The sequence below is a fragment of the Pseudomonas fluorescens genome (assembly GCF_041354075.1).
Lineage (GTDB): Bacteria > Pseudomonadota > Gammaproteobacteria > Pseudomonadales > Pseudomonadaceae > Aquipseudomonas > Aquipseudomonas fluorescens_CE.
Genome location: NZ_JARZGC010000020.1, coordinates 96,991 through 113,298, shown reverse-complemented (window position 1 = coordinate 113,298; position 16,308 = coordinate 96,991). Strand labels below are relative to the sequence as shown.

Annotated in this window: 18 protein-coding genes and 5 pseudogenes; 5 read left to right on the top strand and 18 right to left on the bottom strand. The window is 59.6% G+C overall.

The window, feature by feature from the left end:
• Positions 1-75 (bottom strand): annotated as a pseudogene (locus QIW53_RS21815) (DUF1348 domain-containing protein); the annotation flags it as partial.
• Between the two features lie 53 nt (positions 76-128).
• The gene (locus tag QIW53_RS21810) at positions 129-707 is read right to left on the bottom strand and encodes a TetR/AcrR family transcriptional regulator (RefSeq protein WP_442439654.1); all 579 of its coding nucleotides are present in this window, start codon (positions 705-707) and stop codon (positions 129-131) included.
• Positions 708-891: 184 nt separating this feature from the next.
• Between QIW53_RS21810 and QIW53_RS21805 the strand changes: the two are divergent.
• Positions 892-1,170 (top strand): annotated as a pseudogene (locus QIW53_RS21805) (SAM-dependent methyltransferase); the annotation flags it as partial.
• Here QIW53_RS21805 and dapF read toward each other — a convergent pair.
• Together dapF and QIW53_RS21795 are read right to left on the bottom strand one after the other, a co-directional pair.
• Complete coding sequence (gene dapF, locus QIW53_RS21800; protein WP_371051666.1) at positions 1,124-2,017, bottom strand: diaminopimelate epimerase; 894 nt, start codon at positions 2,015-2,017, stop codon at positions 1,124-1,126. The pseudogene QIW53_RS21805 and the gene dapF sit on opposite strands and share 47 nt — an antisense overlap.
• Before the next feature lie 85 nt (positions 2,018-2,102).
• Complete coding sequence (locus QIW53_RS21795; RefSeq protein WP_371051665.1) at positions 2,103-2,738, bottom strand: LysE family translocator; 636 nt, start codon at positions 2,736-2,738, stop codon at positions 2,103-2,105.
• Positions 2,739-3,494: 756 nt separating this feature from the next.
• On the opposite strand from QIW53_RS21795, the pseudogene QIW53_RS21790 reads away from it, so the two are divergent.
• A pseudogene (locus QIW53_RS21790) lies at positions 3,495-3,731 on the top strand (type II toxin-antitoxin system HicB family antitoxin); the annotation flags it as partial.
• A 306-nt stretch (positions 3,732-4,037) separates the two neighbouring features.
• On the opposite strand, the gene tam reads toward QIW53_RS21790, so the two are convergent.
• Positions 4,038-4,808: a trans-aconitate 2-methyltransferase gene (tam, locus tag QIW53_RS21785; RefSeq protein ID WP_371051664.1), complete on the bottom strand. Its 771-nt coding sequence runs from the start codon at positions 4,806-4,808 to the stop codon at positions 4,038-4,040.
• Between the two features lie 150 nt (positions 4,809-4,958).
• On the opposite strand from tam, the gene QIW53_RS21780 reads away from it, so the two are divergent.
• Positions 4,959-5,369, top strand: coding sequence for a low affinity iron permease family protein (locus QIW53_RS21780; protein WP_371051663.1), 411 nt, complete (start codon positions 4,959-4,961; stop codon positions 5,367-5,369).
• Positions 5,370-5,431: 62 nt separating this feature from the next.
• Here the strand turns inward: QIW53_RS21780 and QIW53_RS21775 are convergent, their stop codons facing one another.
• The 6 genes and pseudogenes from QIW53_RS21775 to yiaY form a co-directional block, all read right to left on the bottom strand.
• Complete coding sequence (locus QIW53_RS21775; protein ID WP_371051662.1) at positions 5,432-5,935, bottom strand: DUF4142 domain-containing protein; 504 nt, start codon at positions 5,933-5,935, stop codon at positions 5,432-5,434.
• A 73-nt stretch (positions 5,936-6,008) separates the two neighbouring features.
• Entirely contained in the window at positions 6,009-6,167 is a 159-nt protein-coding gene (locus tag QIW53_RS21770; protein WP_371051661.1) for a KGG domain-containing protein, read from the bottom strand.
• Positions 6,168-6,284: 117 nt separating this feature from the next.
• Positions 6,285-6,788 (bottom strand): annotated as a pseudogene (locus QIW53_RS21765) (diguanylate cyclase domain-containing protein); the annotation flags it as partial.
• A gap of 80 nt (positions 6,789-6,868) precedes the next feature.
• Positions 6,869-7,186 (bottom strand): annotated as a pseudogene (locus tag QIW53_RS21760) (hypothetical protein); the annotation flags it as partial.
• 66 nt (positions 7,187-7,252) lie between these two features.
• Positions 7,253-7,669, bottom strand: a complete 417-nt coding sequence (fos, locus tag QIW53_RS21755) for a fosfomycin resistance glutathione transferase (RefSeq protein WP_371051669.1) — start codon at positions 7,667-7,669, stop codon at positions 7,253-7,255.
• A gap of 244 nt (positions 7,670-7,913) precedes the next feature.
• Positions 7,914-9,062 carry an L-threonine dehydrogenase gene (gene yiaY / locus QIW53_RS21750; RefSeq protein WP_371051660.1) on the bottom strand — a complete coding sequence of 383 codons (1,149 nt, stop codon included), beginning with the start codon at positions 9,060-9,062 and terminating at the stop codon, positions 7,914-7,916.
• A gap of 156 nt (positions 9,063-9,218) precedes the next feature.
• Between yiaY and QIW53_RS21745 the strand changes: the two genes are divergently transcribed.
• The gene (locus QIW53_RS21745; RefSeq protein WP_371051659.1) at positions 9,219-10,238 is read left to right on the top strand and encodes a DUF4917 family protein; all 1,020 of its coding nucleotides are present in this window, start codon (positions 9,219-9,221) and stop codon (positions 10,236-10,238) included.
• 39 nt (positions 10,239-10,277) lie between these two features.
• Here the strand turns inward: QIW53_RS21745 and QIW53_RS21740 are convergent, their stop codons facing one another.
• From QIW53_RS21740 to QIW53_RS21730, 3 genes are all read right to left on the bottom strand, one after another.
• Positions 10,278-10,622, bottom strand: a complete 345-nt coding sequence (locus QIW53_RS21740) for a YegP family protein (protein WP_201196290.1) — start codon at positions 10,620-10,622, stop codon at positions 10,278-10,280.
• 106 nt (positions 10,623-10,728) lie between these two features.
• Positions 10,729-11,034, bottom strand: a complete 306-nt coding sequence (locus tag QIW53_RS21735) for a ribbon-helix-helix domain-containing protein (protein WP_371051658.1) — start codon at positions 11,032-11,034, stop codon at positions 10,729-10,731.
• Between the two features lie 14 nt (positions 11,035-11,048).
• Positions 11,049-11,630: a DJ-1/PfpI family protein gene (locus tag QIW53_RS21730; protein WP_371051657.1), complete on the bottom strand. Its 582-nt coding sequence runs from the start codon at positions 11,628-11,630 to the stop codon at positions 11,049-11,051.
• A 287-nt stretch (positions 11,631-11,917) separates the two neighbouring features.
• Between QIW53_RS21730 and QIW53_RS21725 the strand changes: the two genes are divergently transcribed.
• Positions 11,918-12,805 (top strand): DMT family transporter, encoded by an 888-nt coding sequence (locus QIW53_RS21725; RefSeq protein WP_371051656.1) that lies wholly within the window; start codon positions 11,918-11,920, stop codon positions 12,803-12,805.
• 123 nt (positions 12,806-12,928) lie between these two features.
• On the opposite strand, the gene QIW53_RS21720 is transcribed toward QIW53_RS21725, so the two are convergent.
• From QIW53_RS21720 to QIW53_RS21705, 4 genes are all read right to left on the bottom strand, one after another.
• On the bottom strand, positions 12,929-14,143 hold the full coding sequence (locus QIW53_RS21720) for a class I SAM-dependent methyltransferase (RefSeq protein ID WP_371051655.1): 1,215 nt from the start codon (positions 14,141-14,143) through the stop codon (positions 12,929-12,931).
• Positions 14,144-14,275: 132 nt separating this feature from the next.
• Positions 14,276-14,893, bottom strand: coding sequence for a TPM domain-containing protein (locus tag QIW53_RS21715; protein WP_371051654.1), 618 nt, complete (start codon positions 14,891-14,893; stop codon positions 14,276-14,278).
• Between the two features lie 27 nt (positions 14,894-14,920).
• On the bottom strand, positions 14,921-15,673 hold the full coding sequence (locus tag QIW53_RS21710; RefSeq protein ID WP_371051653.1) for a TPM domain-containing protein: 753 nt from the start codon (positions 15,671-15,673) through the stop codon (positions 14,921-14,923).
• Positions 15,674-15,699: 26 nt separating this feature from the next.
• Positions 15,700-16,305, bottom strand: a complete 606-nt coding sequence (locus QIW53_RS21705; RefSeq protein ID WP_371051652.1) for a LemA family protein — start codon at positions 16,303-16,305, stop codon at positions 15,700-15,702.
• Positions 16,306-16,308: the final 3 nt, after the last annotated feature.

Genomic DNA, 16,308 nt, shown 5'->3' with positions numbered 1-16,308 from the left:
GGCGAGTCGAACCTTTTCAATCGCTGTTTCGCGAGTGAAAGGAGGAAGTGGCGGGCGAGCTTGTTCGTTGGACATGGTGGTGCCTCCAATCTTTGGATGATTTCATTTAAGTCAGTATTTCTAAAGCTTTACGCGTTTTTACGTTGTACTTCTTCAAGCAGAATTTCTGCAACTTCTCTTGCACTATCAAGGGCTGTGTAATCACCCATTACGCGGGCCACGGTTATCGTTCCCTCTATCAACACAAAAAGCTGCTTCGCCAAGGACTTAGGATCCTCGATATTTAATTGTCCAGTCAGCTCGGACGTATAATCGAGTAGCTTCTGCTTATGCAGCTTTGCGATATGACGGATAGGATCATCTACGTCGCCGACCTCTCCGGCCGTGTTAATAAAAGCACATCCCCGAAAACCGTCTGATTCAAACCAACCTTTAAGTACAGAAAAAACACTAACAATACGGCCTTCCGGAGTTTCCACCTTTTCGCATTCGCTTCTGAACCACTGCATCCAGCGTACATCGCGTGCATTTAACGCCGCTGCCGCTATATCGTCCTTGTTGGAAAAATAGCGGTAAATACTTTTACGCGCTACGCCGGAAGTTCTTACCAAAAGGTCCATGCCAGTGGCGTGAATACCATTTTCGTAAATCAGCTTCTCGGCAGTGGCCAAGATTTTTTCACGTGTTTCGGTCATTTGCTTTTCCATGAAGCTAGAGTAGAACGATCGTTCTCCAAGGTCAAGCTTCCCTAGAATTTATTTTTGATCGCAGGTTGTCGGCGAGTTTCAGTAGGACCGAGCATGCAGGTTTGTTCGGGCTTCAAATCTTTTTGCCAGTATGGTGTCCACCAACCTTTCTGGCCGCTCTGTGCCGGATGATTCAGGCGGGGGCGCCCAAGAGCAGCCGGGGGCTCCGCTGATTGTCGCAGGCAATCAATATGCCTACGCCAGCCAACCCTTACTCCTCGCCGCCTGGGGGCAACGCTGGCGGCAGCACGGAGCCAGCCCGGATGAAGTGAAAGTCAAACTTGGAAAGATTCTCCAAGGCGCTGACCCTCCACATTCTGAGGCGGCAGTTCAAAAGCTGTTGCATGACGCGGGGTTCGGGGACGCTACCCGTTTTTTCAGCAGCCTGTTCTGGGGTGCTTGGTTGACGTGCAAAATGAGCTGACCTTGGCAATACTCGGTGATGAACAGGCCGACGTCATGTTCAATAGAGCATCCGTGACTGTTCCTGAAAAAGACCTCTCCACCGGCCCGGAAAGAAAGACGGGACCCGTGCCATCCCATTGAACCGTGACAGAACCGCCGTCACATTCAACCTCAACGCAATTGTCTAGCAAGCCACGACGAATTCCGTTTACCGCAGCGCCACAGGAACAGGAGCCTGAGCCCAGCGGAATACCACCCCCACGCTCCCAAATACGCAACCGGATGTGCTTTCGGTCAATGATCTGAACGAAATGCACGTTAGTCCCAAAGGGAAACAAGGGGTTGGTTTCAATTGTCGTTCCAATCGTCGCTACCTCAACGGCTGTCAGGTCATCCACAAAATAGGTGCAGTGCGGATTTCCCATGCTGCAAGCTGTTGGGGCATCGGCAAGTGGCAACACTAAAGTATCCATTTCCAGAGCCAGAGGAATATCTGACCAAGCCGTAAGCGGCGTTCCCATGTTTACAGAAATGGCGCCGGTTGAAGTTCGTTCGCAAGTCAGCAGGCCACGATTGGTACGCAGTGCCACCGAAGTGATATTGGCTTCGCGCATGAGCATATCTGCGGCCCCTCGCGTTGCGCTTCCGCAAGCGTCTAGCGTTGAGCCATCTGCGTTCCAGAACATCAAACGCGCATCTGCATCATCGCAATCGAGTACCACTGCGAGTTGATTGAAGCCCACTGCCCGGTTCCGATCACCCATCCGCCGAGCCACATTGCTGGTGATGGGGTTGGGTGAGTTTCGCGAGTCCACGATAACGAAATCATCGCCATTGGCGTGCATTTTATGAAAGCTCAGCGGCATAGACAGACCTGGTAGCGAGAAATATTACGAATGATGTTCCAAGCGAACTATCCCTATTCCCATGACTTTTGCGCGCTGTGCGAATTCAGCGCCGCCCTTCGACAGCCATGCGTACGGCTAAGCCTGCCAGGACCGTTCCCATCATCCAGCGTTGCACGACCTGCCACACAGGCCCTCTTGCGAGAAATGTTGCGATAGAGCCCGCCATGATGGCGATCAGCGCATTGACGCTGACGCTAATGACGATCTGCGTACAGCCAAGCACGATGGATTGCATCAGCACGCTGCCGTGGTCGGCGGGGTTGATGAACTGGGGCAGCAGCGACAAATACATGATCGCGATTTTGGGGTTCAGCAGGTTGGTGACAAAGCCCATCATGAACAACTTGCGCGGGCTGTCCTTGGGCAGATCGCGCACCTGGAACGGAGAGCGACCGCCGGGCTTGATCGCTTGCCAGGCCAGGTAGAGCAGATAGAGCGCGCCGCCGAGTCGCAGGGCGTCATACGCATAGGGGACCGCCAGGAGCAGGGCTGTGATGCCCAGTGCGGCGCAAAACAAATAAACGACGAAACCCAATGCAACGCCGCCTAGGGAGATCAGTCCTGCCATCCGTCCCTGGCAGATCGAACGCGAGATGAGATAGATCATGTTCGGGCCGGGCGTCAGCACCATGCCGAGTGAGATCAGACCGTAGGCAAGCAAGCTGGACAGATCGGGCATGGCGCAACTCCTGGAGGAAGAGATAACGAATTGGAAGTTCCGCTGAATCAGTACAAACGACTTTCGCCATCGCGAAGGTGTGCACCTGGATGGAGTGGGTGATAGTAGGGCGGCCAAAGAGCGAACGTTAGATACAGATTGACTGACAAATCGTCATACAGCAGTCGCAGCACTGGGTATCTGCGGCTTGGGAGTAGGTTGCGACTTCAACGTGAGAAATGGTTGCTTCACAAGAATTTGCTCCCACGTCGCTGTCGACGGGGATGCAGGTAAGAAAAAACCGGCCTCGACGGCCGGTTTTTTCATGCCCGGGATTTGGCTTGAACAACTCATGTTTAAGCGCCCTCCAGGATACTTCATGAAAGCTACAGAACCTTGCGTCGTTGCCTACGGGTACGTAAGAATCCGCCGGCTTGTGCGTTTTGGGGTGGGTTTTATCGTTTTCCGGTCGCTGGAAAAGCAGCGATCGGGTTTGGTAGACCTTCCGCATCGACGCATTAGTGTCACCTTGCTCGGCCCTCTTTAGGCCGGCGCTTTCTGGTGGCCATGCGCAGAGCTCCTCCGGGAGCGCCGGTTCCGATGCCCGGTCTACCAACCTTCGTATGGCCGCCACCCTCCGTTTGGTAGCGAGAGGGTGATGGCTCCAATCGATCAGCATCGGAGCTTCACCTATACCCAAGCCAACCCCCAATCCCCCAAAAACCGATTCATCCTCAACATCCGAAAATACCGACCAGGCGCAAATGGAATACAAAAATCGCGCCCGCGAACAAGGTTACGCTGCATGCTGCCAACCCGCAGTACGCTGGATGCACGTGGGCGGTGGTGGACATCGATGTCACCAGGTATCTGGGCAAAGCCCAGAAACTGAACATTACGCTACCGGGCTACTTGCTCAACCGCATCGACGAATACGTCTTGAATCATCCCGAGGAGAAAAGCCGTTCAGGTTTTCTGGCTTCGGCGGCCCTCAAGGTGCTGCAACAGCGCTGATGTGCCGGGTTCAACCCTGCTCGAACCGGCTCCCTGCAGCCGGTTTTCATGAGCAGGATCCGGCCTGCCGTATAGACCTCGTAAACTTCCTCGCAAGCGCATAAACACGGCGTATCTCGGCGCCCCTTCCGCCGGCGGATCCCCTACTCTCCCCACTCACTTTCCACACAGAGATCAGCATGGAAAACTCGGAGTTGGGGCTCATGATCGTTTCAATGATTGGGTTGTTCGGCTTTGCGTCGTTTCTTTTCGAGTACCTGAGCAGCAACAGAAAGGACCGATGACATGATCGGTCCGTTTCTGGCATCAGCGCGTCGCAACAATGAACAACCGTGGAAACGGCAGCAGCACCGAGCCATCCGGTAACACTGGATACGCCTGCTCGACGGCGGCAAGGTATTGCTCGAGGAACTGTATTTTTTCCGTGTCATTGAGCGGCTGCAGAAACGGCCGCAAACCGCTGCCCTTGAACCACTCGACCACGCCTGAAGCGCCTTGTGCCAGCGGGTGATGGTAAGTGGTCAGCCATACATCGACCCTCGAACAGTGCGGTTTGAGCATCGAGTAATAATCGCTGGCACTGGCGATGTCCGTGCGTTGTCCGGCGGCATCGGCCAACTTGCCGGCCCACGGGCCGTCAGCGGCCACCTCGCGCATCAGGCGATGGGACGGCTGGTCGAGGGTGTCGGGCATCTGGATCGCAAGGCTGCCGCCTTGAGTCAGGCGCGCAGCCAGCGAAGGCAGCAACCTGGGGTGATCAGGCAACCATTGCAGCACGGCGTTGGCGAAGATCACGTCGAACGGGCCGTTGTCGTTCCAACTGCCGATATCGACGGTGTCGAACTGAACGTGCGGCAGCCGTTTGCGGGCGGCCTGGATCATGTCGGGTGAACTGTCGACGCCACGCACCGTGGCGCCGCTGAAGCGCTCGACCAGCAACTGCGTCGAGTTGCCAGGACCGCAACCGATGTCGATGGCCGAACGCACGTCCCCCGGCGGGAGGGCCGCCAGCAAGTCACGCGCCGGGCGTGTGCGTTCATCTTCAAAGGCAACGTATTGTTTGGCAGACCAGGTCATCGGGTTCTCCTGTCGGTGCGAAATACCGGTTCGCTAAACATACCTGTTCAAGCGCGCTTTGCCCGCTCCTCAAGGCTGCAAATGTAAGCAGAATTTTCATCCCGCCCGCGCTGTCTCACCTTCAGGCGCATCCCTATAAGGAACACGGCAATGAAATTCGCAAAGATCTCGCAGAAGCTCGCCCTGTGGGCCGGTAGCCCCAAGACGTTCATGGGCGCGCTGATTCTGATCGGATTGTGGGGCTTGAGCGGGCCGATTTTTGATTACAACGATACGTGGCAGCTGATCATCAACACCTCGACCACCATCATCACGTTCCTGATGGTGTTCCTGATCCAGAACACGCAGAACCGCGACACCGACATCCTGCACCTGAAGATCGATGAGTTGTTGCGGGTGAACAAGGAAGCGCAAAACGCCATGCTGGGTCTGGAGCTGCTCGATCTCAAGCAACTGGAGGCGCTGCGCAAACACTATCGCAGCATGGGCGAAAACGAAGTGCATGCGCTGGCGGGCCTGGCGAGCAGTAGCAAGAAAAAAATCGACCTGAATGACTGCTGAACACAAAAAACGGCGCGTGATGTCAGTCACGCGCCGCCGTATTCCCAACCTGTCGCGCGTGCTCAGCGGCTGGCTTGCAGCGCCCTGGCCATCTGCAGATGATTCTGCAGTTTGGGCAAGGTTTCCTCGGCAAATGCCTTGATCTCCGGCACATCGGTGGTCTGGGCCTGATGCTGCAACTGCTCGATCGCCTCCTGGGTGGTCTTCACCTGATTGGCGGCATAGTCCTGGTCAAACGCTGCACCTTCTTTCACATCGGGCATCAAGGTCTTGGCCTTGTCGACCACTTCTTCGCGTGGCGCCACCGGCAGATCCAGTTGCTTGGCAATCTTCGCCAGATGCTGGTTGGCGGTTGTGCGGTCGTTGATCACGACGATGGTGTAGTCCTTGACCTCTTTGGATTCGGACTTCTGATGCGCCAGGCGGCTGGCCTCGATGTCGGCCATGCCTTTGGCTGAGGCTTCGTTGATGAATTCTGCGGGGGACTGGGCAAAAGCGCTGTTCGCACACAGGCCCAGCAAGGTGGCAAATCCGGCGTTGCGTAATCGGGTGGCCATCCGGCTCATGGTCTCGCCCTCCTCAAATGAACATTCAAACGGGAGCTTTCGCTCCCGCCTCTCAATCAAACTACTGTCACCACTACTTGGATTTCTGACCACCTTTGCGTTCCGTTTCGGATTTCGCTGGCTCTTTATCGACGGTCGTGGTGGTAGTTTTCCCACCTTTGCGACCCGCTTCAGACGCCTTGGTTCGATCGTTGGCGAAATTGCCCGAGTTCGAGTTTCTTGAGTTAGGCATGATTCTCTACCTCTTGATGATGATCGCGGCGAGCAGGAGCCCGCCTTAGTTGAGAATTTTCATCACGCCAAAGGTTTAGAAAAATAAGCGCATGAAACGACGAACGGCGCGCCGGATTCAGGTCTTATCACCGAGGTGATTCTGCCGTTTGGCGCAGTACATGGCCTCGTCGGCATGCCGGAACAACTGCTTTTCCTCGGTGCCGTGTTCGGAAAAATGAGCCACGCCAATGCTCGGCTGGATGTGCAGGCTGTAGCCCTCCAACCGCAACGGTTGCGCCAGCACCACACGGATCTTGGCGGCAACACGGTCGGCATCTTCCGCCGCACGGATGCTGTGCAGCAGCACGACGAATTCATCGCCACCGATGCGCGCTACGGTATCGGTGTCGCGCACGCAACCCTTGAGCCGATTGCCCACCGCTTGCAACAGCATATCGCCCGCCCCATGACCGTGGGTGTCGTTGACTTCCTTGAAGCGGTCCAGATCGACATACAGCAGCGCCATCAGTCCGCCGTCCAGCCTGGCCAGGGTCAGCGAGGCCTGGAGCCGGTCACGCAGCAGCTCGCGGTTGGGTAGCTGGGTCAGATGATCGTATTGGGCCATGTGCTGCGCCCCTGCTTGTCCACCGCACACACGACGTCCAGCAGCAGATCGATGTTACTCGCCAGTGGCGCGGAGTTTCTGGTGGTCATGCCTCGGGCCTTTTTCGGCATCAGCCCCGGCAGGGCATGCACCAGGGCGTTGATCGCGAAGCCGATGAACATCACCCCGCACAACCGGGTGATCAGTAGCTTATGTCGTTGATAAAGGCTGCGGACCTGTCGCGCACCGACAATCGCGATCAGCGCCGTGCTGCACCACACCACGTCACCGAGCAGATGCCCACACAAAAAACCCGCCCCGGCCCCTCGTCCCCGCGCCGCGCCGATGCCGAATACCGCCAGCACACCAGGGCCAGGCGTGATGCCATGGATGAAGCCCGAGGCGAGAACGGCCATTAACAGCCAGGGAGTCATCGGGGAAATTCTTTCGAGCTGACGGTGAGTGGGGGCAAGTCTATGTCAGCTCCCCCCAAAATCGCCTCACTGCTCGTCGAGGAACGTCATACCCGCATAGGGCCGCTGCCGGCAAGCCGCCAGCCGCGACGCCAGATCCCCGACGTGAACTTCGAGCTTGTGTCCGTCGGGGTCGAGGAAATAGAACGAGGCGCCTTCGCTGCGGTTGTCGCGCCATGCCTGGATATTGGCGGCACGCAGACCCGCAACCAGCGAGGGGAAGTCCGAGGCGCCGCAGGTGAAGGCGTAATGGGTGTAATCGGCGGCGGGCTCGGCGTTGCGCAGCGGATCCCGGGAGAGACACAGCCACAGACCGGGCAGCGACAGATAGGCGCCGTCGTCCCACGTGGCGTGGACTTGGAGCTGCAACAGGTCGCGATAGAACGCCACGCTGCGAGCCAGGTCGCTGACCGCGAGGGTCAGGTGGTTGAGGCCGGTGAGCAAGCTGGGCACCTCGGGCGGTTTGAGCAATATCGGCTGCTTGATCCTAATGCTGTTGGATCAATCGCGCGAGTGCTGTTCCCGCATACCCGTGTGGGAGCGGGCTTGCTCGCGAAGACGGTGGGTCAGGCAAATGTGCATCGACTGACACGGCGCCTTCGCGAGCAAGCCCGCTCCCACAGGGTGCCCTTTCACCCAAAACGCTGCCAACCCCGATCCATCCATGGGTGTTCGGGGCTGGATCGGGTCAGAACGCGCTGAGGAAAATCTCCTCGATCTGACGCTGATCCGCCGCGCGCGGGTTGGTCAGGCCGCAGGCGTCTTTCAAGGCGTTGCTGGCCAGGGTCGGGATGTCCGTCAGGCGAGCGCCGAGTGCCCGCAGGCCGGCAGGAATCTCGACGTCCCTGGCCAGGCTGCGGATCGCGGCGAGCGCGGCCTGGGCGCCCTCTTCCGGGCTGAAACCTCGGATGTCGGCACTCATGGCATGGGCGACATCGGTCAGGCGTTCGGCGCAGACCACGGCGTTGAAGCTCTGCACATGGGGCAACAGCACGGCATTGCACACGCCATGGGGCAGGTCGTAGAAACCACCCAGTTGGTGAGCCATGGCGTGCACGTAACCCAGCGACGCGTTGTTGAACGCCATGCCGGCGAGGAACTGCGCGTAGGCCATGTTCTCCCGGGCTTCGATATCGCTGCCGTCACGCACGGCCATGCGCAGGTTGTTGCTGATCAGGGTGATCGCTTTCAGCGCGCAGGCGTCGGTGATCGGGTTGGCTGCGGTGGACACGTAGGCTTCGATGGCATGGGTCAAGGCGTCCATGCCGGTGGCGGCGGTCAGGCTCCTGGGCATGGCCACCATCAACGCCGGGTCGTTGACCGACAGCAGCGGCGTGACGTTGCGGTCGACGATGGCCATTTTCACGTGGCGCGTTTCATCGGTGATGATGCAGAAGCGGGTCATTTCGCTGGCGGTACCGGCGGTGGTGTTGATGGCAATCAGCGGCAGTTGTGGCTTGCTCGACTGATCGACGCCTTCGTAATCGCGGATCTGCCCGCCGTTGGTCGCGCACAACGCGATGCCTTTGGCGCAGTCATGGGGCGAGCCGCCACCCAGCGACACCACGAAATCGCAGCGGCTTTCCTTGAGCAGGCCCAGGCCGCTCTCGACATTGGCGATGCTCGGGTTGGGCTTGGCACCGTCGAAAATCACCGAATCGATGTCGCGCATCCGCAGTTTCTCGGCAATCATCGCCGCCACTCCGGCCCTGGCCAGCCCCGCATCGGTGACGATCAGCGCCTTGCGAAAGCCGTAGTTGCGGATAGCGTCCATTGCTTCGTCAAGGCAACCGTTACCCATGATATTCACGGCGGGGATGAAAAAGGTGCTGCTCATGCGCGAGTCTCCAGGTCTGGGCCGTATCGCCTGTTCGATCCGGCGGCAACCTGCAGCATCGACCCATCGGCCAATGATTGACTTGATCTGGCTCAAGTACGGGTCGTGATAAAGTCGCCGCCCATCTGACCTTTGTTTTTTTTGACGAGCCCCGCAATGACCGATTTTCAGGATGTCGATGCCCAACTTGAAGACTGGAACGCCTTGCGCGCCAGCGTCTCGATCAGCGGTTTGCTGCTGGGTAACGGTGCCAGTCGCGCGGTATGGGACGACTTTGGCTATGACTCGCTGTTCGAGAACGCCCGTACGGTCGAAGAAAAGCCCTTGAGCCCCTCCGAGCTGAGTGTGTTCGATGCCCTGCAGACGCGCAGTTTCGAGCAGGTGCTGGGCGCGCTGAAAACCACCAGCCGGGTCAACAAGGCCCTGGCCGTCAGTTCCGCCGCGCCGCGCAATCGCTACTACGCGATCAAGGAAGCACTGATCAACAGCGTACATGCCGTGCACATTCCTTGGCGGTTGGTTCAACCGGCCACACTGGCGACCCTCAATCAGGAGCTGGGACGTTACCGCACGGTGTTCACCAGCAACTACGACCTGCTCACCCATTGGGCACTCCAGCATCAGCCCGACACCCTCGACGATCTGTTCCGGGGTGCCGAGCCGGGCTTTGACCTGAGCGCCACGGCCACCGATAAAACCCGCGTGCTGTACCTGCACGGCGGCCTGCACCTGGTGCGCAACCAGGACGGCACGGCGCGCAAACTGACCTCCACCGAGGCGACGTTGCTCGGCAGCTTTGCGATCAACAACACGATCAAGACGCTGGACGATGTGCCGCTGTTCATCAACGAAGGGTCGAGCGCCGACAAGCTCAAGACCATTCGCAGTTCGGATTATCTGTCGTTCTGCTATGAGCAGTTACTGGCGCATGGCGAGGGGTTGTGCGTCTTCGGACATGCGCTGGGGGAGCAGGACAGCCACCTCATTCACGCATTGCGCCAGGCAAAACCGCAACAGCTGGCGATCTCGATCTATCCACGCAGCAAGGCCTTCATCCAGCACCAGAAGCGGCATTACGCGAAGGTGTTCGAGGGGACCGGCTCCGAGCTGCGATTCTTCGATTCGAAGACCCATGCGCTGGGCGATCCGAAGCTGGCGGTGCCTGTCGAGGTTTGAGTCGACGGGTGGGAGCGAGCAGGCTCGCTCCCACCGTCTTTACAGCACCGGCAAGGTCTTGTCCTTGATCACCGTGGTCGGGCCATTGGCCTTGACACTGGCGATGCCTTTGTCCCGTGCCGCCTCGGAAGAATAGGCTTCGCTGCTGCCAATGATTTCGTGGTTGGCCGCCTTGAGGTTGAAGTACGGATGACCGTCCTTGGTGGTCTTTTTCTCGTAGCGCTCATCCAGCGGGCTGTTCTTCTGCACCGCGGCAATGCCGTTTTCCGCGGCGCTGCGGGTGGTGTAGTGCTCGCTGTTCAGAATGGTTTCGGCGTTTGCCGCCTTCAGCACGAAGCGAAACTGGCCAATGCTGGTTTTGCTCAACTCATACCATCCGGACATGGTGCTGCTCCTGTCGATTGATCCGCTGAACATCGTCTGACAGTAAAGACCGTCCGCGTGGTTTCGCCACTGGAGGTACAGGTGCACCGATCATTCGCGGAGCACCTTACTTGACTGCCGTCCGCACCACCGACAATTCAGGCATCTGCACCCGACGCTGGCTCAGGTAGCGGGTGCAGCTCACCCGCAGAAACGAGGCGAAATTCACCACTTCGCCGCGATAGTCCATCACCTCTTCATACAACTTGGCGATCAACTGGTTGGTGGTCATGCCGTCGACCTCGGCAATTTCGCTGAGGATGTCCCAGAACTGATTCTCCAGCCGCAGAGTGGTCACCACCCCGCAGATGCGCAGCGAGCGGGAGCGCGACTCGTAGAGAATCGGATCGGCCTTGACGTAAAGCTCGCACATGACATTGCCCCTCGTTACAGCGTGATTGTCGTGCCCAGCAACCCGAGGAAACCCGCGAGCCAGCTCGGGTGCGCAGGCCAGGCCGGAGCTGTCGCCAGATTGCCTTGAACGTGACCCTGCGTCACCGGGATATCGATGAACGTGCCGCCCGCCAGGCGCACTTCCGGCGCACAGGCCGGGTAGGCGCTGCACTCGCGACCCTCGAGAATGCCCGCTGCGGCGAGCAGTTGCGCGCCATGGCACACGGCCGCAATCGGCTTGCCGGCCTTGTCGAACGCCCGCACCAGCGCCAGGACTTTTTCGTTCAGGCGCAGGTATTCCGGCGCCCGACCGCCGGGGATCAGCAGCGCGTCATAGTCGGCCTCGGTGACCTTGGCGAAATCGAAGTTCAAGGCAAACAGGTGACCCGGTTTTTCGCTGTAGGTCTGGTCGCCTTCGAAGTCATGGATCGCGGTGCGCACGGTCTGGCCGGCGGACTTGTCCGGGCAGACGGCGTGCACGGTGTGACCGATCATCAGCAACGCCTGAAACGGCACCATCACTTCATAGTCTTCGACGTAATCGCCAACCAGCATCAGGATTTTCTTGGCAGCCATGGGGAGGACTCCTCTGGGGAATGCTTGGGAGTATTGAAGGTAGCCCTTATCCAGCGGGGTGGGTAATAACCAGCTACTACTTCGGGACCGCGTTGTCGTTCATCGCGAGCAGGCTCGCTCCCACACTGGACTTGCGTACGACACCCAACCCTTGTGGGAGCGAGCCCTGCTCGCGATGGGGCCCTCAAACTGTACGGATAACTCTGTGCTCATCTGTAACAGGGTGAAACTTCGGGTTTGTGGCTAGATGAACACTTCCCCCGCCACCCTGAGTTCTGGTTGCCATCATGTCCTCGCGCGAAAACACCGGCATGGCCCTCGGCCTGCTGGGCGTTGTGATTTTCAGCCTCACCCTGCCCTTTACCCGGGTGGTCGTGCAGGAACTGCACCCGCTGTTGAACGGCCTCGGTCGCGCCCTGTTCGCGGCGGTTCCGGCTGCGCTCCTGTTGCTGTGGCGCCGGGAAAAGTGGCCGACCTGGAAACAGTTCAAAGGCCTGACCCTGGTCATCGCCGGGGTGATCCTCGGTTTCCCGGTGCTCTCGGCCTGGGCCATGCAAACCTTGCCGGCGTCCCACGGCGCACTGGTCAACGGCCTGCAACCACTGTGTGTGGCGCTATACGCCGCCTGGCTGTCCCACGAACGACCGTCGAAAGCCTTTTGGGCCTGCGCCGCGCTGGGCAGTGCACTGGTACTCGGTTACGCGCTGATCAGTGGTGCCGGCAGCATTCAGGCGGGCGATCTGCTGATGCTCGGCGCAATTGGCCTGGGGGGCCTGGGCTATGCCGAAGGTGGTCGGCTGGCCCGGGAAATGGGCGGCTGGCAGGTGATCTGCTGGGCGCTGGTGCTGTCGACGCCGCTATTGATCGGGCCGGTGCTGTACCTGGCGCTGCAACACCAGGGCGAGGTGTCGGCCAGGACCTGGTGGGCGTTTGGCTACGTCGCCCTGTTCTCGCAGTTCATCGGCTTCTTCGCCTGGTACGCCGGGCTGGCGATGGGCGGAATTGCCCGGGTCAGCCAGATCCAGCTGCTGCAGATCTTCTTCACCATCGCGTTTTCGGCGCTGTTCTTTGGCGAACACGTCGAGCCCATCACCTGGCTGTTTGCGGTCGGGGTGATCGTCACCGTGATGCTGGGGCGCAAGACGGCGGTCAAACCGACACCCGTCGCCACCTGACGTACTCCTGACGTACTCCTGTAGGAGCGAGCATGCTCGCGATGGTCGTCAACGATGACGCTGGCTGTCTGACACCCAGCGGTGTTTGTGCCACCATCGCGAGCATGCTCGCTCCTACAGGGGTCAGAGATAACCGTCTGCGCGCAGCAGGGTTTCCAGGCAATGCTCGGTGATGCGGTAGAAATCCTTCAACTCCTGGATTTTCACCAGCAACTGGGCCGGGTCCACCGGCTCGGCGCGCTTGACCGCCAGGATCATCTTGTTCTTGTTGGTGTGCTCCAGGGAGATGAACTCGAACACCTTGGTCTCGTAACCGCAGGCTTCCAGGAACAACGCGCGCAGGCTGTCGGTGACCATTTCCGCCTGCTGGCCCAGATGCAGGCCGTATTGCAGCATCGGCTTGAGCAAGGTCGGACTCTGGATTTGCAGGCGGATCTGCTTGTGGCAGCACGGCGAGCACATGATGATCGACGCGCCGGAGCGGATACCGGTGTGGATCGCATAGTCGGTGGCGATGTCGCAGGCATGCAGCGCAATCATTACTTCCAGTTCGCTCGGTGCCACGCTGCGCACGTCACCACACTTGAACACCAGCCCGGGATGTTCCAGTTTCGCTGCGGCGGCATTGCACAGGGTCACCATGTCCTCGCGCAACTCGACGCCGGTCACTTCACCCGGTGCGTGCAAGGTGTTGCGCAGGTAGTCGTGGATCGCGAACGTCAGGTAGCCCTTGCCCGAACCGAAGTCCGCCACCCGCACCGGCTGGTCCAGCGCCAGCGGTGAAGACGTCAGCGCATGGCTGAAGACTTCGATGAACTTGTTGATCTGTTTCCACTTGCGCGACATCGCCGGGATCAGCTCGTGCTTGCTGTTCGTCACGCCAAGGTCAGCGAGAAACGGCCGGTTCAGGTCAAGAAAGCGGTTTTTCTCGCGGTCATGGCCGGCGGTGGGCACTTCACGCAATTGCTGGGGTTTGCTCTTGAACAGCGAAGATTTGCCCTTTTTGCTGTATTCGAGCTGGACTTCGTCGGTCAGCGCCAACAAATGCGCATTCTTGAACGAAGTTGGCAACAGCGCGGCGATGTTCGCCACGCCTTCGGCCAACGGCAGGTTCTTGGTGATGTCGCGGGTCTTGTAGCGGTAGACGAACGACAGACACGGCTGGTCCTTGACCGTCAGCGGCTTGATGATCAGCCGTTGCAGGTCCGCTTCGCCGCCAACGTATTTGGCCAACACCAGTTTGATGAAGGCGTTGGCGTCGAGGCTGCCTAGCAGCAGCTCGATGAACTGGGCGTGGTGGTCCGGCGCGAGGCTGGGGGGTGTGGCGGTAACAGACATGGAGAAAACGGCCTCGGGCGGAGCGAATCGGGAATGGCGGGCATTTTAGGGGGGATAGGGATCGAGGGCACGGGTATTTTCCCGAACGGCACAAACCCTGCGGTCAACAACCGTCAGATGTGGGAGCGACGATCAGCCCAACACCACCAACCGGTTCGGCAACTCATTGCGCACCTGGGTCACCGGCACATGCACCTTGAGCAACTCGCCGCAGGCCTCGACGCAGCTGACGAAACCCTGCAACGTCTGGCCCTGCTTCACCTGCTGGGTGAACGCCGCCACGATGGAGGCCCAATGCTGGTTATCCAGCCGACTGGAGATCCCCTCATCCACCAGGATTTCCACATAACGCTCGGCTTCGCAGACGAAAATCAGCATGCCGGTGCTGCCCACAGTGTGGTGAAGGTTCTGCGCCAGGAACTGCCGACGCGCCAGGTTCGAGGCACGCCAGTGACGCACGGAACGCGGGACCAGGTGCGTGGTGACCTTCGGCAGTCGAAACAGCAGGCACAGCACGATGAAGGTGATCCACTGCACCAGCAGCAGGCTGTTCATGGTCAGCCATCCCGTCAGGTAATGCACGACACCCGGCACCACCAGCGCCAGCAGGCTGGCCCACAGCAACGGGATGTACGCATAGTCGTCGGCGCGGGCGGCGAGCACCGTTACCAGTTCGGCGTCGGTGTCGCGCTCGACCCGGGCAATCGCCTCGGCGACTTTGCGTTGTTCGTGTTCGGTCAGTAGTGCCATGTTGAAAATGCCCATCGATTATTATGATTACCAGCCACCCGACGACCCGCCGCCGCCGAAACTGCCCCCGCCGCCGCTGAAGCCGCCGCCTCCACCACCGCCGCCAAAACCACCACCGCCAAAGCCGCCACCGGAACCGCCGGATCCGCCTCGGCCGGCCGGCAGGATACCGAGCATCTGCAGGACGAAGATCGTCAGGATGAACAGCATCACCAGGAACACGAAAATCCCCGGATGCCGGGACATGAAATCGTCCTGCCCGCCACCCGATTCATGGAGGGTCGACGGCTCATCCAGCGCACTGCCGCCCAACACCACCAGCATCGCCGCGACCCCGTCGCTGATACCTTTGCTGAAATTGCCGGCCTTGAACGCCGGGGTGATCACCTGATTGATGATCACCGAACTCTGCGCATCGGTCAGGCGATCTTCCAGGCCGTAACCGACTTCAATGCGCAACTTGCGCTCATCGCGTGCCACGATCAGCAGCGCGCCGTTGTTCTTGTCCTTCTGCCCGATGCCCCAATGACGGCCGAGCTGATAGCCGAAATCGGCGATCTCGGCGCCCTGCAAATCCGCCAGGGTCACCACCACCAACTGCTCGCCCGTGGCGCTTTCATGGGCGGCGAGCTGTTGCGTGAGCTGCTCACGCACCGACGGCTCGATCATCCGGGCGTTGTCCACCACCCGGCCGGTCAACTCGGGAAACTTCAGTTCGGCCTGGGCCGTCAGGGCAAACGCCCAGAACAGCAGCACCAGGCCCACTTTCAACACGCGCATGGACTACCTCATCCGTGGTGCTGCGGTCAGAACTTCACCTCGGGTGCTTTTTCGGCACCGGGGGTGGCTTCGAAGGTCTCACGGATCGGCAGGTCGCTGTACATCACGGTGTGCCACAAGCGCCCCGGGAAGGTACGGATTTCGGTGTTGTAGTTCTGCACCGCCAGGATGAAATCCCGACGCGCCACGGCAATCCGGTTCTCGGTGCCCTCGAGTTGCGATTGCAACGCCAGGAAATTCTGGTTGGCCTTGAGGTCCGGGTAACGCTCGGACACCACCATCAAACGGCTCAGGGCGCCGGTCAACTGGTCCTGTGCCTGCTGGAACTGCTTGAGGCGTTCCGGGTTGTCCAGGGTGCTGGCGTCCACCTGGATCGACGTCGCCTTGGCCCGGGCCTCGATCACGGCGGTCAGGGTTTCTTCTTCGTGTCTGGCGTAGCCCTTGACGGTTTCCACCAGGTTGGGGATCAGGTCGGCGCGACGCTGATACTGGTTCTGCACCTGGCTCCAGGCCGCCTTGGCCTGCTCGTCCAGGGTCGGAATGTTGTTGATGCCGCAACCGGCCAGCAAGGTGCTCAACAGCAGCAGGACGGCCGCCTGCAGGCCCGATCGGGTGTGGTGTCGTACATTCATCTG